The following is a 19015-nucleotide window of genomic DNA, read 5'->3' as shown; positions in this document are numbered from 1 at the left end:
CGGCCGTGAACGACGCTCTGACCGGCATCCTCGCCTTCGTCGTGAGCGTGCCGCCCGTCTGGCGGACGCTGCTGGCCGGCCTCGCCGTCTTCTTCGAGACGACGATCCTCGCCGGGCTGATCGTGCCGGGCGACACCGTCGTGATCGTCAGCGCGACCGGCGTGACGTCTCCCCTGCAGTTCGTCGCCCTCGCGATCGCCGTGATCGTCGGGGCGCTCTGCGGCGAATCGGTCGGCTTCTACCTCGGCCGCTGGTTCGGGCCGCGCATCCGCGGGTCGCGTCTCGGCCGCCGCCTCGGCGAGAAGAACTGGCTGCGGGCCGAGCGCTACCTCGCGCGCCGCGGCGGCATCGCCGTCTTCCTCTCGCGCTTCCTCCCGGTGCTGCACTCCCTCATCCCGCTCACCGTCGGGATGAGCGGCATGAGCTACCGGACCTTCATGGCCTGGACGACGCCCGCGTGCATCCTCTGGTCGTTCGCCTACGTCGGCGTCGGGGCCGCCGCGGCGGGCGGCTACCGCGAGCTGTCGGACAGCCTGCACTACGCGGGCTACCTCTTCGTCGGAGCGATCGTGGTCTTCGTGCTGGTCGTCCTCGGCGTGAAGAAGCTCCTCTCACGCGCAGAGGCGCGTCACCTCGACGAGTGACGCGCCTCTGGGCGTGAGCGGGTCGGGTCAGCCGATCAGGCCGGCCGAGGTGAGCCACTCGGTCGCGATGGCCGCGGCCGACTTCTGCTCGTTGACGCTCTCGGAGTTCAGCGCGACGAGGTCGTCGGCGGTCAGCTTCGCGCTGACCCCGTTGATGATCTCGGCGGCGTCGTCGTCGACCTTGTCGGAGACGATCGGCACCACGTTGTCCGCGACGAACAGGCCGTCGGGGTCGGCGAGGGGCAGCAGGTCGTTCGACTCGATGTTCGGGTCGGCGGTGTAGATGTTCGCCATCTGGATCTGGTTGCTGGCCAGCGCGTCGACGGTCGTCGATCCGCCGCTGTCCTCGATCGCCTGGAACGTCGTGGCGATGCCGTACTTCGACTGCAGAGCGTCGGGCCCGTAGGGACGGGTCTGCAGCTCGGAGTTGCCGCCGAGCACGATCGGGTCGGTGACGTTCTTCAGCGAGGCGATGTCGGTCAGGTTCCACTGGTCGGCGAAGGCCTGGGTGACCGTGTAGGAGTTCTGGTCGCTCGCGTCCGCGGCGTCGAGCGCGCGCAGTCCGTCGGGCAGGGCGTCGGTGAGCGCCGAGTAGACGTCGTCGGCCGTGGTCGCGGTCGTGTCCGGCTCCAGCGCCTGCAGGAGGCTGCCGCCGTACTCGGGGAACACGTCGATCGAGCCGCTCTCGATCTCGGGCAGGTAGATCTCGCGCTGACCGATGCGGAAGTCGCGCTGCACGGTCATCCCCCCGTCCTCGAGGGCCTGCGCGTAGATCTCGGCGATGATCTCGTTCGAGTAGTAGTCCTGCGAGCCGATGACGATGGTGTCGCCGCCGGCGGTCGCTCCCGATCCTTCGTCGAGCGGATCGCTGGACGAGCACCCTGCCAGCGCCACCACGGCGCCGACCGCGAGTGCGCTGAGAACGACACGGCCCTTCTTGGTTGCTGTGAACATCTCTTATTTCCCTTCGTCGATGGGGATTCCCACCACCGCGCGGCGTCGGAGTGACGACGCGCGGAAACCTGAGCGCTCCGTCGTGGCGCGGCCGAGGCCGAGCACGACGCCGCGGGGCACGGCGATCCGCTGGAGGACCGCGAACAGCACCTCGCTGAGCAGCGTGAGCACGATCACGATGATCGAGCCCGCGAGCATCTGCGGGTAGTCGCCCGCCTTCACGCCCTGGAAGATGTAGCGGCCGAGACCGCCGGCGCCGATGTAGTCGGCGAGCGTCGCCGTGGCGATGATCTGCAGGGCCGCGACGCGGAGACCGCCGATCAGCAGCGGCAGGCCGAGCGGGATCTCGACCTTCGCCAGGATCTGCCACTCCGTCATGCCGACGGAGCGCGCGGCGTCGACGGTGCGGCGGTCGACCGCCTCGAGCCCGGAGTAGGCGCCCGCGAGGATCGACGGGATCGCCAGGATCACCAGTGCGATCAGCGGCGCGCCCAGGCCGAGGCCGAGGCTCATCGCCGCGAGCACCAGCACGCCCAGGGTGGGCAGCGCGCGGAGGCCGCCGGCGACGGGCACCGCGATGCCCTTGCCCTTGCCGGTGTGGCCGATGAGGTAGCCGAGTGGGATGGCGATGGCCGCGGCGATCACCAGCACGATGAGGCTGATGCCGAGGTGCTGCGCGACGCGGGTCGGGACGCCGTAGATGCCCTCCCAGTGCGTCGGGTCGCCGATCCAGGCGAAGGCCTGGGCGATGAGGTTCACGCGGTCACCGCCTTCGCGCTCGCGGCGCTCCTGCGGCGGGAGCGGCTCCGGTCGAGCGTGGTCCAGGGCATCAGCAGGCGACCGAGCAGGACGAGGAGCCCATCGAGCACGAGGGCCAGCACGATCGTGAGCACGATGCCGGTGATGATCTCGCCCTGGATGCCGCGCTGGAAGCCGTCGGTGAAGAGCAGGCCGAGGCTCTGGATGCCCAGCACCGCGCCGACCGTCACGAGGCTGACCGTGCTCACCGTGACCACGCGCAGACCCGAGAGCAGGACGGGACCGGCGAGCGGGAACTCGACCTTCCAGAACCGGGCCCAGGCGGAGTAGCCCATCGCCGTGGCCGACTGGGTCACGTCCTCCGACACCGCGGAGAGCGCGTCGGAGGTGGTCCGCACCATCAGCGCGATGCCGTAGAGCGTGAGGCCGATGATGACGTTCGCGGTGGAGCGCAGCGGGATGCCGAGCAGCGCGGGCAGCAGGATGAACATCGCCAGCGACGGGATCGCGTAGAGCACGCCGAGCCCGGTCAGCAGCGTGCCGCGGCTCCAGCGGTAGCGGTTGGCGACCCAGCCGAACGGCAGCGAGATCACGAAGCTGAGCAGGATCGGCGGGACCGAGAGCGCCAGGTGCGCCAGCAGGTTCGCGAGGATCTGATCGGTGTTGTTGACGACCCAGTTCACGCGTCGACGCCGTCCTGCGCGCGCAGGACGCCGGTCGGCCGCCCGTCGCCGTCGACGACGATCCGGGCGCCGTCGCGCTCCTCGATCGAGAGCGAGCGCTTGCCGCGGTCGGCGCCGACGAAGCCGGCGACGAACTCGCTGGCGGGGTTCGCGAGGATCTCGGCGGGCGAGCCCTTCTGCGCGATCCGGCCGCCCTTCTCGAGGATGACGACCTGATCGCCGAGCAGGAAGGCCTCGTCGATGTCGTGGGTGACGAAGACGACCGTCTTGTCGAGCTCGCGCTGCAGGCGCAGGGTCTCGCGCTGGAGGTCGGCGCGCACGAGCGGATCGACGGCGCCGAACGGCTCGTCCATCAGCAGGATGTTGGGGTCGACGGCGAGACCGCGCGCGACGCCGACGCGCTGCTGCTGACCGCCGGAGAGCTGACTGGGGTACCGGGTGGCGAGGGAGCGGTCGAGGCCGACGGTGTCCATCAGCTCGAGCGCGCGGTCGTGGGCGGGCTTCTTCGCGACGCCGTTCAGCCGCGGCACGGTCGCGATGTTGTCGATCACCCGGCGGTGCGGCAGGAGGCCGGAGTTCTGCATCACGTAGCCGATGCGGCGGCGCAGCGACACGGCGGGGAGCCGCGAGATGTCCTCTCCGTCGATCTCGATCGTGCCGCCGGTCGGCTCGATCATGCGGTTGATCATCCGCAGGATCGTCGTCTTGCCGCAGCCGGACGAGCCGACGAAGACGGTCGTCTGCCGGGAGGGCAGCACGAGCGAGAAGTCGTCCACCGCCCGCGTGCCGTCCGGATACTGCTTGCTCACTCCGCGGAATTCGATCACGGTCCTGCTCTTCCCTGTCCCGTGGTCCCGGTCAGAACCTGGCGATCAGCAAAACATCATTCGGAGACGCGTGCCAACCCGGATGGCGCAGTGTTGCACCGGAGCGTGGAAAGAGCTAGGCCGCCGGCGGCCGTCGCGGTCAGGGCTCGATCGGCCCGTAGTGCATCGAGAGGTAGTTGCGCAGCAGCACCCGGGCCTCGTCGATGAAGCGCTGGTCGCCGGCCGGGTCGATGAGGAAGGCGCGGGTGAGCATCGCGTCCGCGACCTCGATCACGACCTCGAGGCGGAACGACAGCTGGGCGCCGCCGGGCAGGCCGTACTCGGAGGCGAGGATCTCGGCGAAGCGGCGGGCGAAGAAGCCGGCCTCGAACGCCTCCCCCGCGACCTCGGGGGCGTGGATCGTGTCGACGAAGCGGATCGAGCGGAAGCCGGCCTCGGTGCGGTGCATGTCGCAGAACGCATCGACCGCGCAGTCGACGGCGCCCCACCAGTCCGCCGGGTGCTTCTCGCGGATGTCGGTGATGACCTTCTTGCGGAAGCGCTCGAGCGCGCGCTCGCGCAGCGCCTGGAGCACGGCGATGCGGTCGGGGAAGTAGCGGTAGACGGTGCCGATCGCGGCGCCCGCGCGCTCGGCCACCATCGCGGTGGTCAGGCGGTCGAAGCCGACCTCGTCGACCACGGCCGCGGCGGCGTCGAGGAGGGAGGCCAGCCGGGCCGCGCTGCGGACCTGGACCGGCTCGTTGCGGACCTGAGGCGACTCTCCGAAAGGTCGATCGACGAGGTTTCCAAGCGGCACGGCGAAGCTCCTTCGGTATCGGTTTCTACAATCGTACGCACGCGGACGTGCCGTTCGCATCGAATCACCGAATGTCTCTCGCTTTCTTCGCCCCGCGTAGGGTGGGCGCGCAGCGGCACCCCAGGAGGACCCATGTGCGGACGCTTCGTCCTCTCGCAGACCAGCGCCGACCTGGTCGCGCTCTTCGACATCGACGAGCCCGGCGCGGATCTTCCGGGCCCGTCCTGGAACATCGCGCCGACGCAGCGGATCGCCGTCGTCGCGGAGTCGATGAAGGGCGTGGAGGAGGGCGAGCCGCCGCGCCGCCGCCTGGCCGGCGCGCGCTGGGGCCTGGTGCCGCGCTCCGCCGCGGATCCGTCCGGTGCGCCGCTCTTCAACGCGCGGATCGAGTCGGTCGCCGAGAAGCCCTCCTTCCGGGAGTCCTTCGCGGCGCGACGGGCGATCGTGCCGGCCTCCGGCTGGTACGAGTGGCGGGTCGGCGCCGACGGCGTGAAGGCACCTGTCTTCGTGTCGCCGGGCGGTGGCGCGCTCGTGCTGTTCGCCGGGCTGTACGAGTGGTGGCGCTCGGCGGAGCCCGGGGCCCCGTGGCTGCTGTCGGCGACGATCCTGACGCGCCCCTCCGCGGGAGCGGTGGCCGAGGTGCACGAGCGGATGCCCGTGCTGCTGCAGCCGGAGCTGATCGAGGACTGGCTCGACCCGCTCACCCCGGGCGACGGCTCGCTGCTGCGCGCGGCGTCCGACGGCGCGGCCGAGCTGGCCGAGGAGCTCGACGTGCACCGCGTCGGCGCCGCGGTCGGCACGGTGGGCAGCAACGGGCCGGAGCTGATCGAGCCCGTCGAGGACTGAGCCGGACCGCCGTCCCTCCTCCAGTGCAGCGCGGCGCCCGCCCGACGGGGGCGTCCGGCTCCCGGGGCCGTCTGGCACACTGGGCGGATGCCGCTGACGCCTGAGAGCAAACCGATGAGCGCCGGGGCGGCCGAGGTCCTGCACCGCGCCGCACGCATCGAGGACCGGATCCACGCGCTGCGCATGCGCCGGGTGACGCGCAAGGGCTACGTGCCGCGGATCATCCCCTACACCGGCTACGGCACCACCGAGCAGCTCCGCGTGCTCGCGCGCGTCCTCTACACCCGGCCGACCCCGCCCGGGGCGGAGGAGGTCCAGCCCGTCGAGAGCGTCCGCGGCTGGCGCAGCTTCACGAGCCTCTACATCAGCGGGGCGGTCGTCTCGGTCTCGGTCGACGGGCAGAGCCACCGGATGGTCGCGGACCGCGGCGGCGTGATCGACACCGACATCCCGATCACGCTCGAGCCGGGCTGGCACCGCATCACCCTCACCGTCGAGGGCGGCGCGCCGGTCGAGGCCCCCGTCTTCATCGTGCGGCCGGAGGCGAGGATCGGCGTCGTGTCCGACGTCGACGACACGGTCATGGTCACGGCGCTCCCCCGGCCCTTCGTCGCCGCCTGGAACACCTTCGTGCTCGACGAGCACGCGCGGATGCCCACGCCGGGGATGGCCGTCTTCCTCGACCGCTTCTCCCGCCAGAACCAGGGCTCGCCCGTCATCTACCTCTCCACCGGCGCCTGGAACGTGGCGCCGGCGCTGACGCGGTTCCTGTCGCGGCACCTCTACCCGGCGGGGGCGCTGCTCCTAACCGACTGGGGGCCGACGCACGACCGCTGGTTCCGCAGCGGCAAGCAGCACAAGGAGGAGAACCTCCGCCGCCTCGCCATGGAGTTCCCGGACGTCCGCTGGCTGCTGGTCGGCGACGACGGGCAGCACGACGAGGAGATCTACTCCGACTTCGCGCACGAGCACCCCGAGAAGGTCGCGGCGATCGCGATCCGCCAGCTCTCCAACGGCGAGGCGGTGCTCGCGGGCGGTCGCTCGAAGGCGGCCGACCTCTCGGAGACGAGCGGCACCCCGTGGGTCTACGCCCCGGACGGCGCCGGCATCTCCGAGCAGCTGACCGAGCTCGGCATCCTCTAGCCCGGTGCGGCACGGCCGTGCCGACGCGCGGGTCTCGGGCATGCAGAGCCGGCCTCGGCACGCGGAGACCGTGCGGAACGACGAGCCGGACGTGGAATCGCGAGCCGCGACTCCCGCAGCCCGAGCTTCGGCTCGCGAAACTTGCCTGGGCACGCGAAAACCGCGCAGAACGACGAGCCGGAGCTGATTCCGCGAGCCGAAGCTGCTCGACGGCGAAGTCCGGCTCGCAGAATCCACCTCGGCACGCGGGAACCGTGAGGAACCGCGAGCCAGAGGTCGAATCACGAGCCGAAGATCCTCCCGCCGTACCTCCGGATCGCCGAACATTCCTCGGCACCCGGAAACCCCGCCAGACCACGAGCCGTACGCGTAATCGCGAGCCGAAGGCCTCGCCGCCCAAGCTCCGGCTCGCGAGAACCGCCCAGTCACGCGGAAACTGCGTAGAACGACGAGCCGAAGATCATTTCGCGAGCCGACCGTCGAATCGCAAACCGGAGGGCTTCCCACCCGAGGTTCGGCTCGCGAAAACCGCCCCGGCACGCGGAAACCCCGCAGAACCACGAGCCGGAGCTCGAATCACGAGCCGAAGCTCATCGCGCCTGACGTGTTCGGCTCGCGGAAACGTCCTCAGCACGCGGAAACCGCGCAGAACGACGAGCCGGAGATGATTTCGCGTGCCGAAGGTCCTCCCGCCGGAGGTTCGGCTCGCGAGAACCGTCTCGGCACGCCGGAACCCCGCAGAACTACGAGCCGTAGGCCGAATCACGAGCCGGAGGTCCTCCCGCCGGAGGTTCGGCTCGCGGAAACCGCCTCGGCACGGGGAACGGGGCGGAATCACGAGCCGGAGGTTCTCCCGCCAGAGGTTCGGCTCGCGGAAACCGTCGCGGCACGCGGAAACGGGGCGGAATCGCGAGCCGGAGGGCGAATCACGAGCCGGAGGTTCGGCTCGCGGAGACCGCCTCGGCACGCGGGAACCGGCAGGAATCGCGAGCCGGAGGTGGTTTCGCGAGCCGGAGGTACCGGGGTGGCGGAGGGGTGGAGTGGCGGAGGGGTGGCCTGGAACGACGGAGGCCGCCCGCTCCCCGGGTGGGGAGGGGCGGCCTCGGTCGTGGTGGGACGGACTACGCCTGGTGCGCGGCCTGGAGGTCGAGCGTGATGGTGACCTTCTCGCCGATGAGCACGCCACCGGTCTCGAGGGCGGCGTTGTAGGTGAGACCGAAGTCGGTGCGGTCGATGGTCGCCTTGGCGGTCAGACCGGCCTTGTAGTTGCCGTAGGGGTCGGAGCCGAAGCCGCCGAACTCGACCTCGAAGGTCACGGGCTTGGTGACGTCCTTGATGGTGAGCTCGCCGTCGACGAGGAAGTCGTCGCCGTTCGCGCGGACCGCGGTCGACACGAAGTGGATCGAGGGGTACTTCTCGGCCTCGAAGAAGTCGCCGGTGCGGAGGTGTCCGTCGCGGTTGGGCTCGTTGGTGTTGATGGAGGCGACCTCGGCGGTGGCCTCGACCTTGGAGTCCAGCGGGTTCTCGCCGGTGGTGAAGGTGGCGGTGAAGCGCTCGAACTTGCCCTTGACCTTGCTGATCATCAGGTGGCGGACGCTGAAGCCGACCTCGCTGTGCGTGGGGTCGATGACCCAGGTGCCGGCGCGGTATCCGGGGATGGTGGTGGTGTCGCTCATGGTTTCTCCTCGAGAGTGTGAATCGCGCGGGAAGCTCGTCCCCGTCCGATGTATGCAAGCGCATCGACGGATCGAGTATTCCATGTAGCGACAACCTTTTTCGACACCGGACCCCTGTCCGACGACTGATGGACACTTCCACGCCGCCTTCCACCCTCGGAAGGGGCACAGACGGTCGCCACGGCGCGGGCGAGTCCGCGCGGAGCACGACGAAGACTGAGGACGGCCCCGCAGCATCCGCGCGATCCCCGGCCAGAGCCGGCGCCCCTCCGGAGGCGCCCTTCGACAGGAGACACCGATGACCGACGCCCCCACCCCCGCCGACGCCCTCCGCCGCCGCACCGTGCTGGCCGGCGCCTGGGCCGCTCCCGTGGTCGGAGCCGCACTCGCCTCCCCCGGCGCCGCGGCCTCGACCACGGAGATCACCGGGACGATCGTCTTCACCCCCCGCCAGTACCGCGGGACCCGCGTCGGCGACCGGGTCGAGTTCCCGCCGCTGACCGGCACCGTCACCATCTCGCGCGGTCCGATGCCCTCGAAGGCGTTCGTCAACTTCTCGGACCCGAACGAGCGCGTCGACCTCCGCCGCGACGCGGGCCGGTTCACCCCGGTCGACCCGGTGACCGGCCGCTTCTCCTTCGACGGCGTCTACAACGCGATCGTCGACGGCGAGAACCCGTTCGGCTTCGCCTACGCCGGCATCGCGGAGGAGGACGCCGACGGCGCGATCTTCGGCTACGACGTCGCGGAGCTCGACGGCTGAGCCGTCCGGGGCGGCCGACCTGTCAGCGCGCGGCCGTCGGCTCCGTGTCGCGCACCGGGTTGCGGATGCCGAGCAGCGAGACCAGCCCGCCGAGGAAGAGCAGCACGGCGGTCGCGATCGCCGCGCGGCGGAAGCCCTCGGCGTCGAGCGTGTCGCCGACGATCAGCGAGGTGGCGGCGATCGCGACCAGCCCGGCGATCCGCGAGACCGCGTTGTTGATGGCGGAGCCGACTCCGCTGTGCCGGCTGTCGACCGCGCCGAGGATGGTCGAGGTCAGCGGGGCGACGGTGATCGCGAGGCCCAGTCCGAACAGCAGGATGCCGGGCAGCAGCTGCGTGGCGTAGTCGGCCGGCGGACGGACGCCGGCCAGCAGCAGGAAGCCGACGCCGGCCACCAGGGGTCCGACACCCATGAACAGCCGCGGCCCGAACCGCGCCGTCAGCGAGCCGGCGACCTGCGAGAGCAGCAGGAGCAGGATCGTCGGCGGCAGCGTGGCGAGGCCGGCGAGCGTGGCCGAGAAGCCGAGTCCCTGCTGCAGGTAGAGACCCAGGGCGAAGAAGCCGAACGAGAGCGCCCCGTAGATGAACGCCGTCGAGACGTTGCCGACCGTGAAGTTGCGCGAGGCGAACAGCGAGAGCGGCAGCATCGGGTTCGGCGTCCGCCGCTCCCAGAGCACGAAGGCGACCAGGGCGGCCAGATCGCCGATCAGGGCCACGAGCACCAGCGGGTTCCCGAAGCCGAGCCGCTCCTGCTCGATCAGCGCGAACACCGGCCCGCCGAGGCCGATCACGCCGAGCACCGCGCCGACGCCGTCGATCGGCACCCGGGTGCCGGAGTCGACGTGGCCGAGCCGCCGCAGGAGCAGCAGCGTCACCGCGATCGGGAGGAGGTTGAGGGCGAAGACGTAGCGCCAGGAGCCGGCGTCCACCAGCAGCCCGCCGATCACCGGGCCCGCGATCGTCGCCGTGCCCGTCCACGCGGTCCACGCGCCGATGGTCTTCGCCTGCGCGGCGCCGTGGACCGTCGCGATGATCAGCGCGAGCGAGCTGGGCACGAGGATCGCCCCGGCGGCGCCCTGGAGCATCCGCGCGACGATCAGCACCTCCGCCGTCGGCGCGAGCGCGCAGAGCAGCGAGGTGACGCCGAAGCCGATCAGGCCGATCGTCATGCTGCGGGCGCGCCCGATCCGGTCGGCCAGCGAGCCGGCGACCAGGATCAGCGCGCCGAGGGTGATCAGGTAGCCGTCGACCACCCACTGCTGCACGGCGAGCCCGCCGCCGAGCTCGCGGGTGATCGCGGGCAGTGCCACGTTGACGACGGTGCCGTCGAGGAACGCCACGAAGGAGGCGAGGATCGCGACCACGAGGACCGCGCGCGGGCGGCTCGTCGCGGTGTCTGCGGAGGTGCTCATCGCTGCTGCCGGCTCATCCGCTCACCGTACTCCGAGCCGACGCGGCGCAGCGCGGCACCGCCGGTACAGACTCGTCGCCTACTCTCGTAGCCATGTCTGCGCAAGGAACCGCCCGCAGCGGCCTGCTCGCCCGCGTCCTCGGTGTCGTCGGAGCGAGCCTGGCCGGAGGGCTGCTGATCACCGTCGGCGTCACTCCCGCCCTCGCCGTCACCGGGCTCGCCGCCAACAACCCGATCGGCCTCTTCGAGACCGTGCCCGAGTACCTCGAGCTGGGCCAGCTGGCGCAGAAGACCGAGATCTACGCGAAGAACGCCGACGGGACCGACGGTCTCCTCGCCTCCTTCTACGCGCAGAACCGCGAGGAGGTGGCCTTCGACCAGGTCAGCCAGTTCGTGAAGGACGCGGCCGTCTCGACCGAGGACCCGCGCTTCTACGAGCACGGCGGCGTCGACCTGCAGGGCACGATCCGCGCGGTGCTGAGCAACGTGGTCGGCGGCGATCTGCAGGGCGGGTCCTCGATCACGCAGCAGTACGTCAAGAACGTCCTCGTGCAGAAGGCCGAGGCGCTCAGCGACACCGACGCCGCCGCCTCGCAGGCCGCCTACGACGAGGCGACGGCCACGACGCCGGCGCGCAAGCTCAAGGAGATGAAGCTCGCCGTCGACCTCGAGAAGAAGTACAGCAAGGACGACATCCTGCTGGGCTACCTCAACATCGCCGGCTTCGGCGGGCAGGTCTACGGGATCCAGGCCGCGGCCGAGTACTACTTCTCCAGCACCGCGGCGACGCTCTCGCTCGCCCAGGCCGCCAGCCTGATCGCGACGGTGAACAACCCCAACGGCCTCCGGATCGACCAGCCGGAGAACATCCCCGAGAACAAGGTCCGGCGCGACTACGTCCTGGACCGGATGCTCGAGGAGGGGAAGATCTCCCAGGCCGACCACGACGCGGCGGTGGCCGAGGAGGTCGTCCCGGCGATCAAGGAGACGCCCACGGGCTGCCAGCAGGCCGGCAACGCCGCCTTCTTCTGCGACTACGTGACCCGGGTGATCCAGAACGACCCCGCCTTCGGCGACGACGAGAACACCCGCTTCGCCAACTTCCAGCGCGGCGGCTACAAGATCTACACGACGCTGGACCGCGACCTGCAGGACGTCGCGACGGCGGCCACGAACGAGTGGGTGCCGAAGACCCCGATCGACGACGTCAACATCGGCAGCTCGACGCTCTCGATGGAGGTCGGCACCGGCCGGGTCCTGGCGATGGTGCAGAACAAGGACTACGACGCGGCCGGCTCGGTCAACGGCGAGAACTTCTCGGCGATCAACTTCAACGCCGACACCGCCTACGGCGGATCCGCCGGGTTCCAGGTCGGCTCCACCTACAAGATCTTCACGCTCGCGCAGTGGATCGCCAACGGCCACACCATCTACGAGACGGTGAACGGGCGCGAGCGCACCTTCACCGAGTTCCCCTCCTCCTGCGAGCCGAGCGGAGAGTGGAACGGGACCTTCGCCGTCGGCAACGACGAGGACGAGAACGGCACCTACAGCGTGCTGCAGGGCACGATGCGCTCGATCAACACCGTCTTCGTCGCGATGGCGCAGCAGCTCGACCTCTGCGCGATCCGCGACCAGGCCGCCGCCTTCGGCGTGAAGACCGCGTCCGGCGCTCCGCTGACGCCCTCACCGGCAGCGATCCTCGGGTCGGCCGACCAGATCGCGCCGATCTCGATGGCGACCGCCTTCGCGGGCTTCGCCAACAACGGCACGGCCTGCACGGCGATCGCGATCGACGCGATCACCGATTCGGCCGGGGTCGGCGTCCAGGCGCCGGTCTCGACCTGCACCCAGGCGCTCTCGCCCGAGCTCACCGCCGTGGCGAACGACGCGCTCCAGGACGTCGTCACGAGCGGGACCGCCGCCGCCTCCGATCCGGAGGACGGCATCGAGCACATCGGCAAGACCGGAACGACCGACGACGCCGTGCACACCTGGATGGACGGCGCGTCCAGCCGCGTCGCGACCGTGGTCTGGGTCGGCAACATCGTCGGCGACGCGTCGATGCGCGGCGTGCTGGTCCGCAGCGCGGAGACGAACGCGCGCGCCTACGCGTCGAACCTGCGCCACTACATCTGGAACAGGGTGATGACGGCCGCCGACGAGAAGTACGGCGGAGACGACTTCGCCGAGCCGAGCAGCGCGCTGCTGAACGGCCGGCAGATCGCCGTGCCGAACGTCGCCGGGCAGTCCGTCGACGACGCGACCGAGGTCCTCGAGGACCTCGGCTTCGACGTCGAGGAGGGCGCCACCGTCGACGCCGCGACGCCCGCCGGAACCGTCGCCGGCACCGACCCGGGCGCCGGGACGACGATCGCCCGCTACTCCAGCATCACGCTGCTGGTGAGCAACGGCGCCCTGGTGCCCGCTCCCGCGACGCAGGCGCCCGCTCCGACGGCGACCACGGCTCCGACCGCCACGGCCGAGCCCACCGCGGAGCCGACCGCGACTTCGACGCCGCTGCCGACCGCGACGCCCACCGTCACCCCGACGGCGGAGGTCGACCAGTGAGCGGCTTCGATCCCGGCTTCCTCGGCGCCCCGCTGGCGGCGCCCCGTCCCTCCGGCGACCGCGTGGTGCGGCAGCTGCCGTACACGCACTTCGAGGTGCTCCTCGACCCGGAGCGCCGCCTCGCGCTCTCGACCGCGGTGAACATCGACGGCGCGCGCCTGCTCGACCTCGGCCGCGGCGACGACTGGCACCTCGACGAGCGGGTCCCCGCGAGCGAGCAGACCGGCCCCGAGGTGTACGCACGGAACGACTTCGACCGCGGCCACCTCGTCCGCCGCCGCGACCCCGTCTGGGGCGAGCCGGCCGAGGCGCGCGCCGGCAACGTGGACAGCTTCTGCTACACGAACGCGGCACCGCAGGCGAGCGGCTTCAACCAGTCCAAGGAGCTGTGGCTCGGCCTCGAGGACCTCGTCCTCGAGTACGCGCAGGCGAACCGCGCCCGGATCGACGTCTTCACCGGCCCGGTGCTGGCCGAGGGCGACCCGGTCTACCGAGGCATCGGCATCCCGCTGCGGTTCTGGAAGATCGCGGCCTGGAGCCCCGACGGCACGACCCTCGCGGCGAGCGCGTACCTGCTCGACCAGACCGCGCTGGTGCGCCGGATCGTCGACGGCGAGGACCGCGAGGGCCTCGCCCCGCTCGGCGCCTACCGGACCTTCCAGGTCGCGGTGTCGAGCCTGGCCGGGGCGACGGGTCTCGACCTCGACGCACTCGCCGCCGTCGACGTCCTCGGCGCAGCCGGAGCGCGCGCGGAGCCGCCGCGCGAGCTGCTCACGGCCGAGGACGTGGCGCGCGGTCTGACCACCCGCTGAGCCGCACGCCGAGCCGCCCGGCGGTCCAGGATGGGGAGATGACCTCCCCCGTCCTCGTCGAGATCGACGACTCCGGCACTCCCCTGCTCCGCGAAGCCGGGGCCGGCCTCGTCCGCGTCGACGAGCCGGGCTACCTGCGCGGCGACGGCGTCTTCGAGACGCTGGCCGTGATCCGCGGCCGAGCCCGCGGGCAGGAGGAGCACCTGGCACGCCTCGCGGCCTCCGCCGCGGCCGTCGGGCTCGAGATCCCGTCCGCGGCGGCGTGGTCCGCCGCGATCGCCCTCGCGGTCGCCGAGCACGACGCAGTCGAGGACCTCAGCATCCGGCTGGTCGCGGGCTACCGGGACGCCACGACGGCGCGGGCCACGGTCCGTGCGGAGCCGACCGCCGACGCCTCGGAGCTGCGCGCCCGGGGCGTCGCCGTCGCCGTGCTCGACCGCGGCTACCCGCACGGGGTGCAGGAGGAGGCCCCCTGGCTGCTCGGCGGCGTCAAGACGACCTCCGGCGCCGTCACCCGCGCCGCACTGCGCGAGGCGAAGCGGCGGGGCGCGGACGACGTGGTCTGGCGCACGAGCGACGGCCTGCTGCTCGAGGGCGCGACCTCGAGTCTCGTCCTGCTCGCGGACGGGGTGCTCGTGACGCCCGCCGCCGGCGCCGGGATCCTCGACGGGACGACGGTGGCGCGAGTGCTGGCGATCGGCGAGGGGCGCGGCCTCTCCTCCGCGCGGCGGGACCTGCCCGTCGCGGCGCTGGCCGGCGCCGACGCGGCCTGGCTGGTGTCGAGCACCCGGCGCGCCGTGCCGATCCGCTCGGTGGCCGGAGAGCCGCTCACCGTGGACCGTGCACTGACCTCGGCCCTCGAGGAGGGACTGCTCGCCGACTGACGTGTCCCGAGCGCTCAGGCCGCGTCGGAGAGCTCTCGCGCGGTCCAGGCGCCGACCCCGACCGACTCGGCGTGGCGCAGGTCGTCGACGGTGTCGACGTCCAGCCGCAGCGTCGAGGACTCGGGCAGGCCGAGCACGCGGTAGCCGGCAGCGACGTGCTTCTCCCGCGAGTCGAGACCGAAGGCCGGCTCCGGGCCGGCCCCGCCGGGCAGGAGCAGCGCGGTCGTGCCGCTGCCGGCGCGATCGCCGACCATCGCCGGGGTGTCGCCGGCGGCGGCGAGCGCGGCGTCGAGATCCGCGGCGGTGAGCGCGGGCAGGTCGGCGGTCAGCGCGATCACCGGCGAGCCGGGGCGGTGGTCCTGCGCCGCCGCGACGCCAGCGGCGACGGCGGGATTGAGCTGTCCGGGATCGCCGACGACGTGCAGTCCGGGGTGCTCGAGCGCGGCCCGCTCCGCCGCGGACATGTCGGAGGTGACGAGGACGACGGCGCTCACGGACTCCGCCGCGCCGACCGCGGCCAGGGTGTCGAGGAGGAACGCCTCGGCGAGGGCGGAGCGCGCGACGAGCTCGAGGCGGGTCTTGGAGGTGCCGCGGCCCCGGTAGACGACGACGGCGGTCCAGGCGCCGCTCACGACGCGACCCGCCCGGCCGCTGCCGCGAGCCCGGCCGCGTGGCCCTCGGCGTAGCCCTCCGCGTGCGCCTCGTCGGCGCCGACGCGGAACATGTCGTCCGGACCGGTGCGGGTCAGCGTGCGGGCGCCCGGTGCATCGAGGCCGCTGACGAAGCGGTCGAGGCCGCGGACGACGGCGACGGGGTGCCCGGTCGCCTTGCCCTTCACCAGGTCGCCGAGCGCGGCGATCTCGTCGGCGACCGCGGGCATGGTCACCGCGAGCGTCCGGCCGAGCGCGTCGACGGCGCCGCGCAGGTCGTCGATCACCAGCAGGCCGGCCGCGCCGATCGCGGCGTCGGTCTGGCCGACCCGCCAGGCACGTCCGAGCGTGTCGCTCACGACGACGCCGACGCGCGCACCGAGCCGCTCGCGCAGACCGGCGCAGAGCGCGCGGGCCGAGGCGTCCGGATCCTCGGGCAGCAGCAGGACGGTGCCCTCCGCGACGTTGCTGGAGTCGACCCCCGCCGCGGCCTGGACGATGCCGAGGCGGTTCTCCACGATCCGGGTGACGCCGTGCGCGTGCGCGCGGGTGGCGACGACGCGGACCGTCTCGGCGGTGATGGCGTCCTCGCGGTCGTCGGCCGCGACGACCCGGCCCTCGGCCTTCGAGACCACCTTGCTGGTCACCACGAGGACGTCGCCGTCGACGGGACGGTCGGTTTCGGGAGCGGCCGCGACCGCCGCGAGGATCAGCTCGAGCAGGTCGTCCCCCGGGACCACCTCGGGGATGCCCTCGAGGACCCAGGCCGCCACGCGCATCGCACTCATCCCGCCATTGTCCCAGGCGCCGGAGACGCGGAGCGCACGCCCCCGGGGCGCTTGCGGCCCGGGCCCGGACCGTGCGAGCGGGCGGTCAGGAGGCGAGGTACGCCGCGACGGCCGGCGGCACGTAGGGCGAGACGTCGCCGCCCAGTCCCGACACCTGGCGCACCAGCGAGGAGGAGACGTGGGCGTGCGCGGGGTCCGGCAGGAGGAAGACCGTCTCGACGTGCGCGAGGTTGCGGTTCACGATGGCCATCGGCGTCTCGTAGGCCACGTCGACCTGCGAGCGGATGCCCTTCACCAGGATGCTCGCGCCGACGTCGGTGCAGTAGTCGACGAGCAGTCCCATGCTCCAGGAGGCGACGACGATCGACCCCTCGATGCCGGCCTCGGCGATCGACTGCTCGATCAGCGCCACGCGCTGCGCGATCGGCAGCAGCGCGGTCTTGGACGGGTTGTGCACGACGACGACGTGCAGCTCGTCGACGAGACGCGCGGCGCGCTCGATGACGTCGAGATGCCCGAGGGTGACGGGGTCGAACGAGCCGGGGACGACGGCGATGCGGGCCATGCCCCCAGCGTATCGGGCGCCCCGGCGGGCCGGCCGGGCCCCGACCACCCCGTCGGGGGTCAGCTCTTGCCGAGGAATTCGCGGTCGCGCTCCTGCACGCGCCGCTCGAGCGCGGCGCGCAGGCGGTCGTGCGTCGCGAGCACCGGATCGGTCTCGAGCAGCCGCTCGGCCAGCACCCGCGCCTCGAGGATGAGCCAGGAGTCCTGCACGACACGCAGCAGGCGCAGGGAGGACCGCCCGCCGGACTGCGAGTCGCCCAGCACGTCGCCCTCGCGGCGCAGCTCGAGGTCGGCCTCGGCCAGCTCGAAGCCGTCGAGGGTCGCCGCGACGGTCTCGACCCGCTCGCGCGCGGTCGTGCCGGCCTCGGCCGCGGTGACGAAGAGGCAGACGCCGGGCACGCCGCCGCGCCCGATCCGGCCGCGCAGCTGGTGCAGCTGCGAGACGCCGAACCGCTCGGCGTCGAGGACGATCATCATCGACGCGTTCGGCACGTCGACGCCGACCTCGATGACCGTCGTCGAGACGAGGACGTCGATCTCGCCGGCCGCGAAGGCCCGCATGACGGCGTCCTTCTCCTCCGCCGTCATCCGGCCGTGCAGGGCGGCCGAGCGCCGCTTCCCGAGCAGGGCGTGCCCGCGGACGCCCTCGATCGTCTCCGACACCGTCGACAGCGGGGTGGCCGCGGGCTCGTCGTCACCGGCGAGCGGACCCTCCGCCGCCTCCCCGGGCTCGATCGCCGGGCAGACCAGGTAGACCTGATGGCCCTTCCGGATCTCCTCCTCGGCCCGCTCCCAGGCCCGGGCGATCCAGGCGGGGTGATCGGCCAGCGGCACCACGTGGCTGGTGATGCCCGGGCGACCGGCCGGCAGCTCGCGGATCGTCGAGACGTCCAGGTCGCCGAAGACGGTCATCGCGACCGTCCGCGGGATGGGCGTCGCGGTCAGCACGAGCACGTGCGGCGGCTGCGCCCCCTTCCGCCGCAGCGCATCGCGCTGGTCGACGCCGAACCGGTGCTGCTCGTCGATCACCACCAGACCGAGGTCGTAGAACGAGACCTTGTCGCCGAGCAGGGCGTGCGTGCCGACCACGATCTTCGCGGTGCCCGAGACGATCCGCAGCAGGGCCGCGCGCCGGGCCGCGGCGCCGAGGCCGCCGGTCAGGAGGGTCGGCGAGAGCTCGGCCGCCAGCTGCGGTCCGAGGGTGCGCACGATCGAGCGCAGGTGCTGGCCGGCGAGCACCTCGGTGGGCGCCAGCAGCGCCGACTGCCCGCCGCTCTCCGCCGTCGCGAGCATCGCCCGCAGCGCGACCAGGGTCTTGCCCGAGCCGACCTCGCCCTGCACGAGCCGGGACATCGGCGACTCGGCCGCGAGGTCGCCGGCGATCTCCCGGCCGACCGTCCTCTGGTCGTCGGTCAGCGTGAACGGCAGCGCGGCGTCGAAGCGCTCGAGCAGCCCGCCGGCCTCGGCGACCCGCCGAGTGCCCGGGGTCGAGCGCGCCGCCGCCCGCCGCTCGAGCAGGGCCAGCTGCAGCAGGAACGCCTCGTGGAAGCGCAGGGTGTCGCGCGCCGGGATCTCCTCGCCCTCGCGCTGCGGCCGGTGGATCAGCTCGAGCGCGACGCCGAGGTCGAGCAGCTTGCGGTTCGCGCGCACCTCGGCGGGGATCGGGTCCTGCACGTACTTCAGGTCGTCGAGCACCACGTCGATCGCGGCCTGCAGCTGCCAGCTCGCGATCGTGCTGGTCGCGGGGTAGATCGGGATCGGCCGCTCGGTCCAGTCCTTCGTGAGCGCCGACTTCGCGATCGGGCCGTGCGCCGTGACCTCCTCGTCGTCGAAGAGCCGGTAGTCGGGGTGGGTGAGCTGCTTCGTCTCGCGGAACATCGACACGGTTCCGGCGAAGATGCCGCGCACGCCCCGGCGCAGCTGCGCGGCGCGCCAGGGCTGGCCGAAGAACGTCAGCGAGAGGGTGCCGGTGCCGTCCGAGATGATCACCTCGAGCAGTCCCCCGCGGCGGTTCTTCATCTCGCGGGAGCGCACCTCGCGGACCTCCGCGACGATCGTCACGTTCTCGCCCACCGGCAGCCGCGACACGTCGGTCAGCTCGCCGCGCTTGGCGTAGCGGCGCGGGTAGTGGCCGAGGAGCTCGCCGACCGTACGGTAGCCGAACGCCTTCTCGATCGGCTTGGCCGTGCGCGGGCCGATCAGCGGCGCGAGCGAGGCGTCGAGGGGGTCCGGGATCACCCGACGA

The 19015-nt window shown here is 72.2% G+C and carries 18 protein-coding genes; 7 read left to right on the top strand and 11 right to left on the bottom strand.

Translation table 11 applies throughout. The annotated features are described in order from the left end of the window. Positions 1 to 5 precede the first annotated feature (5 nt). Positions 6 to 644, top strand: a complete 639-nt coding sequence (locus EDF45_RS06955) for a DedA family protein (RefSeq protein WP_123735426.1) — start codon at positions 6 to 8, stop codon at positions 642 to 644. A 27-nt stretch (positions 645 to 671) separates the two neighbouring features. Here the strand turns inward: EDF45_RS06955 and EDF45_RS06950 are convergent, their stop codons facing one another. The 5 genes from EDF45_RS06950 to EDF45_RS06930 form a co-directional block, all read right to left on the bottom strand. Then, on the bottom strand, positions 672 to 1598 hold the full coding sequence (locus EDF45_RS06950) for an ABC transporter substrate-binding protein (protein WP_123735425.1): 927 nt from the start codon (positions 1596 to 1598) through the stop codon (positions 672 to 674). A 3-nt stretch (positions 1599 to 1601) separates the two neighbouring features. After that, positions 1602 to 2357 (bottom strand): ABC transporter permease, encoded by a 756-nt coding sequence (locus EDF45_RS06945; RefSeq protein ID WP_123735424.1) that lies wholly within the window; start codon positions 2355 to 2357, stop codon positions 1602 to 1604. Beyond that, positions 2354 to 3040, bottom strand: a complete 687-nt coding sequence (locus tag EDF45_RS06940) for an ABC transporter permease (RefSeq protein ID WP_123445590.1) — start codon at positions 3038 to 3040, stop codon at positions 2354 to 2356. The genes EDF45_RS06945 and EDF45_RS06940 overlap by 4 nt, the downstream gene beginning before the upstream one ends. Beyond that, positions 3037 to 3867 (bottom strand): ABC transporter ATP-binding protein, encoded by an 831-nt coding sequence (locus EDF45_RS06935; RefSeq protein ID WP_123735423.1) that lies wholly within the window; start codon positions 3865 to 3867, stop codon positions 3037 to 3039. The genes EDF45_RS06940 and EDF45_RS06935 overlap by 4 nt, the downstream gene beginning before the upstream one ends. 139 nt (positions 3868 to 4006) lie before the next feature. Then, on the bottom strand, positions 4007 to 4663 hold the full coding sequence (locus EDF45_RS06930) for a TetR family transcriptional regulator (RefSeq protein WP_260311890.1): 657 nt from the start codon (positions 4661 to 4663) through the stop codon (positions 4007 to 4009). Positions 4664 to 4795: 132 nt separating this feature from the next. On the opposite strand from EDF45_RS06930, the gene EDF45_RS06925 reads away from it, so the two are divergent. Together EDF45_RS06925 and EDF45_RS06920 are read left to right on the top strand one after the other, a co-directional pair. Then, positions 4796 to 5509 carry an SOS response-associated peptidase gene (locus EDF45_RS06925; protein ID WP_123732082.1) on the top strand — a complete coding sequence of 238 codons (714 nt, stop codon included), beginning with the start codon at positions 4796 to 4798 and terminating at the stop codon, positions 5507 to 5509. 87 nt (positions 5510 to 5596) lie between these two features. After that, positions 5597 to 6652 carry an App1 family protein gene (locus EDF45_RS06920; protein WP_123735421.1) on the top strand — a complete coding sequence of 352 codons (1056 nt, stop codon included), beginning with the start codon at positions 5597 to 5599 and terminating at the stop codon, positions 6650 to 6652. A gap of 1121 nt (positions 6653 to 7773) precedes the next feature. Here the strand turns inward: EDF45_RS06920 and EDF45_RS06915 are convergent. Further along, positions 7774 to 8328, bottom strand: coding sequence for a YceI family protein (locus EDF45_RS06915; protein ID WP_123445585.1), 555 nt, complete (start codon positions 8326 to 8328; stop codon positions 7774 to 7776). Between the two features lie 298 nt (positions 8329 to 8626). On the opposite strand from EDF45_RS06915, the gene EDF45_RS06910 reads away from it, so the two are divergent. Continuing rightward, a complete protein-coding gene (locus tag EDF45_RS06910; protein WP_123445584.1) occupies positions 8627 to 9091 on the top strand; it encodes a hypothetical protein in 465 nt (154 codons plus the stop codon). 22 nt (positions 9092 to 9113) lie between these two features. Here EDF45_RS06910 and EDF45_RS06905 read toward each other — a convergent pair whose 3' ends face one another. After that, a complete protein-coding gene (locus EDF45_RS06905) occupies positions 9114 to 10502 on the bottom strand; it encodes a DHA2 family efflux MFS transporter permease subunit (RefSeq protein WP_123735420.1) in 1389 nt (462 codons plus the stop codon). 92 nt (positions 10503 to 10594) lie between these two features. Here EDF45_RS06905 and EDF45_RS06900 point away from each other — a divergent pair, with 92 nt between their 5' ends. From EDF45_RS06900 to EDF45_RS06890, 3 genes are read left to right on the top strand one after another with little or no spacing between them, the layout of a single operon-like run. Further along, positions 10595 to 13072 (top strand): transglycosylase domain-containing protein, encoded by a 2478-nt coding sequence (locus tag EDF45_RS06900; protein ID WP_123735419.1) that lies wholly within the window; start codon positions 10595 to 10597, stop codon positions 13070 to 13072. Then, positions 13069 to 13884 carry a DNA/RNA non-specific endonuclease gene (locus EDF45_RS06895; RefSeq protein ID WP_123735418.1) on the top strand — a complete coding sequence of 272 codons (816 nt, stop codon included), beginning with the start codon at positions 13069 to 13071 and terminating at the stop codon, positions 13882 to 13884. Before EDF45_RS06900 ends, EDF45_RS06895 begins: the two co-directional genes overlap by 4 nt. A gap of 38 nt (positions 13885 to 13922) precedes the next feature. Continuing rightward, entirely contained in the window at positions 13923 to 14768 is an 846-nt protein-coding gene (locus tag EDF45_RS06890) for an aminotransferase class IV (RefSeq protein ID WP_123735417.1), read from the top strand. 14 nt (positions 14769 to 14782) lie between these two features. Here the strand turns inward: EDF45_RS06890 and cofC are convergent, their stop codons facing one another. The 4 genes from cofC to EDF45_RS06870 form a co-directional block, all read right to left on the bottom strand. Beyond that, positions 14783 to 15400 carry a 2-phospho-L-lactate guanylyltransferase gene (cofC, locus tag EDF45_RS06885; RefSeq protein WP_123735416.1) on the bottom strand — a complete coding sequence of 206 codons (618 nt, stop codon included), beginning with the start codon at positions 15398 to 15400 and terminating at the stop codon, positions 14783 to 14785. After that, positions 15397 to 16197 carry a coenzyme F420-0:L-glutamate ligase gene (gene cofE, locus EDF45_RS06880; RefSeq protein WP_123735415.1) on the bottom strand — a complete coding sequence of 267 codons (801 nt, stop codon included), beginning with the start codon at positions 16195 to 16197 and terminating at the stop codon, positions 15397 to 15399. The genes cofC and cofE overlap by 4 nt, the downstream gene beginning before the upstream one ends. A gap of 94 nt (positions 16198 to 16291) precedes the next feature. Then, positions 16292 to 16771, bottom strand: a complete 480-nt coding sequence (gene coaD / locus EDF45_RS06875) for a pantetheine-phosphate adenylyltransferase (RefSeq protein WP_123445577.1) — start codon at positions 16769 to 16771, stop codon at positions 16292 to 16294. A 59-nt stretch (positions 16772 to 16830) separates the two neighbouring features. Then, positions 16831 to 19008 carry an ATP-dependent DNA helicase RecG gene (locus tag EDF45_RS06870; RefSeq protein WP_260311888.1) on the bottom strand — a complete coding sequence of 726 codons (2178 nt, stop codon included), beginning with the start codon at positions 19006 to 19008 and terminating at the stop codon, positions 16831 to 16833. Positions 19009 to 19015 lie beyond the last annotated feature (7 nt).

Origin of the sequence: Rathayibacter sp. PhB186 (assembly GCF_003751825.1) — a bacterium.
GTDB lineage: Bacteria > Actinomycetota > Actinomycetes > Actinomycetales > Microbacteriaceae > Rathayibacter > Rathayibacter festucae.
The sequence above is the reverse complement of the archived record's forward strand: the minus strand, read 5'-3'. Positions and strand labels throughout refer to the sequence as shown.

Bases quoted from the DNA above. Each gene is read 5' to 3' on its own strand.
- EDF45_RS06950 (WP_123735425.1), bottom strand. From the start codon at position 1,598: ATGTTCACAGCAACCAAGAAGGGCCGTGTCGTTCTCAGCGCACTCGCG.
- EDF45_RS06925 (WP_123732082.1), top strand. From the start codon at position 4,796: ATGTGCGGACGCTTCGTCCTCTCGCAGACCAGCGCCGACCTGGTCGCG.
- EDF45_RS06920 (WP_123735421.1), top strand. From the start codon at position 5,597: ATGCCGCTGACGCCTGAGAGCAAACCGATGAGCGCCGGGGCGGCCGAG.
- EDF45_RS06915 (WP_123445585.1), bottom strand. From the start codon at position 8,328: ATGAGCGACACCACCACCATCCCCGGATACCGCGCCGGCACCTGGGTC.
- EDF45_RS06910 (WP_123445584.1), top strand. From the start codon at position 8,627: ATGACCGACGCCCCCACCCCCGCCGACGCCCTCCGCCGCCGCACCGTG.
- EDF45_RS06905 (WP_123735420.1), bottom strand. From the start codon at position 10,502: ATGAGCACCTCCGCAGACACCGCGACGAGCCGCCCGCGCGCGGTCCTC.
- EDF45_RS06900 (WP_123735419.1), top strand. From the start codon at position 10,595: ATGTCTGCGCAAGGAACCGCCCGCAGCGGCCTGCTCGCCCGCGTCCTC.
- EDF45_RS06890 (WP_123735417.1), top strand. From the start codon at position 13,923: ATGACCTCCCCCGTCCTCGTCGAGATCGACGACTCCGGCACTCCCCTG.
- cofE (WP_123735415.1), bottom strand. From the start codon at position 16,197: ATGCGCGTGGCGGCCTGGGTCCTCGAGGGCATCCCCGAGGTGGTCCCG.
- coaD (WP_123445577.1), bottom strand. From the start codon at position 16,771: ATGGCCCGCATCGCCGTCGTCCCCGGCTCGTTCGACCCCGTCACCCTC.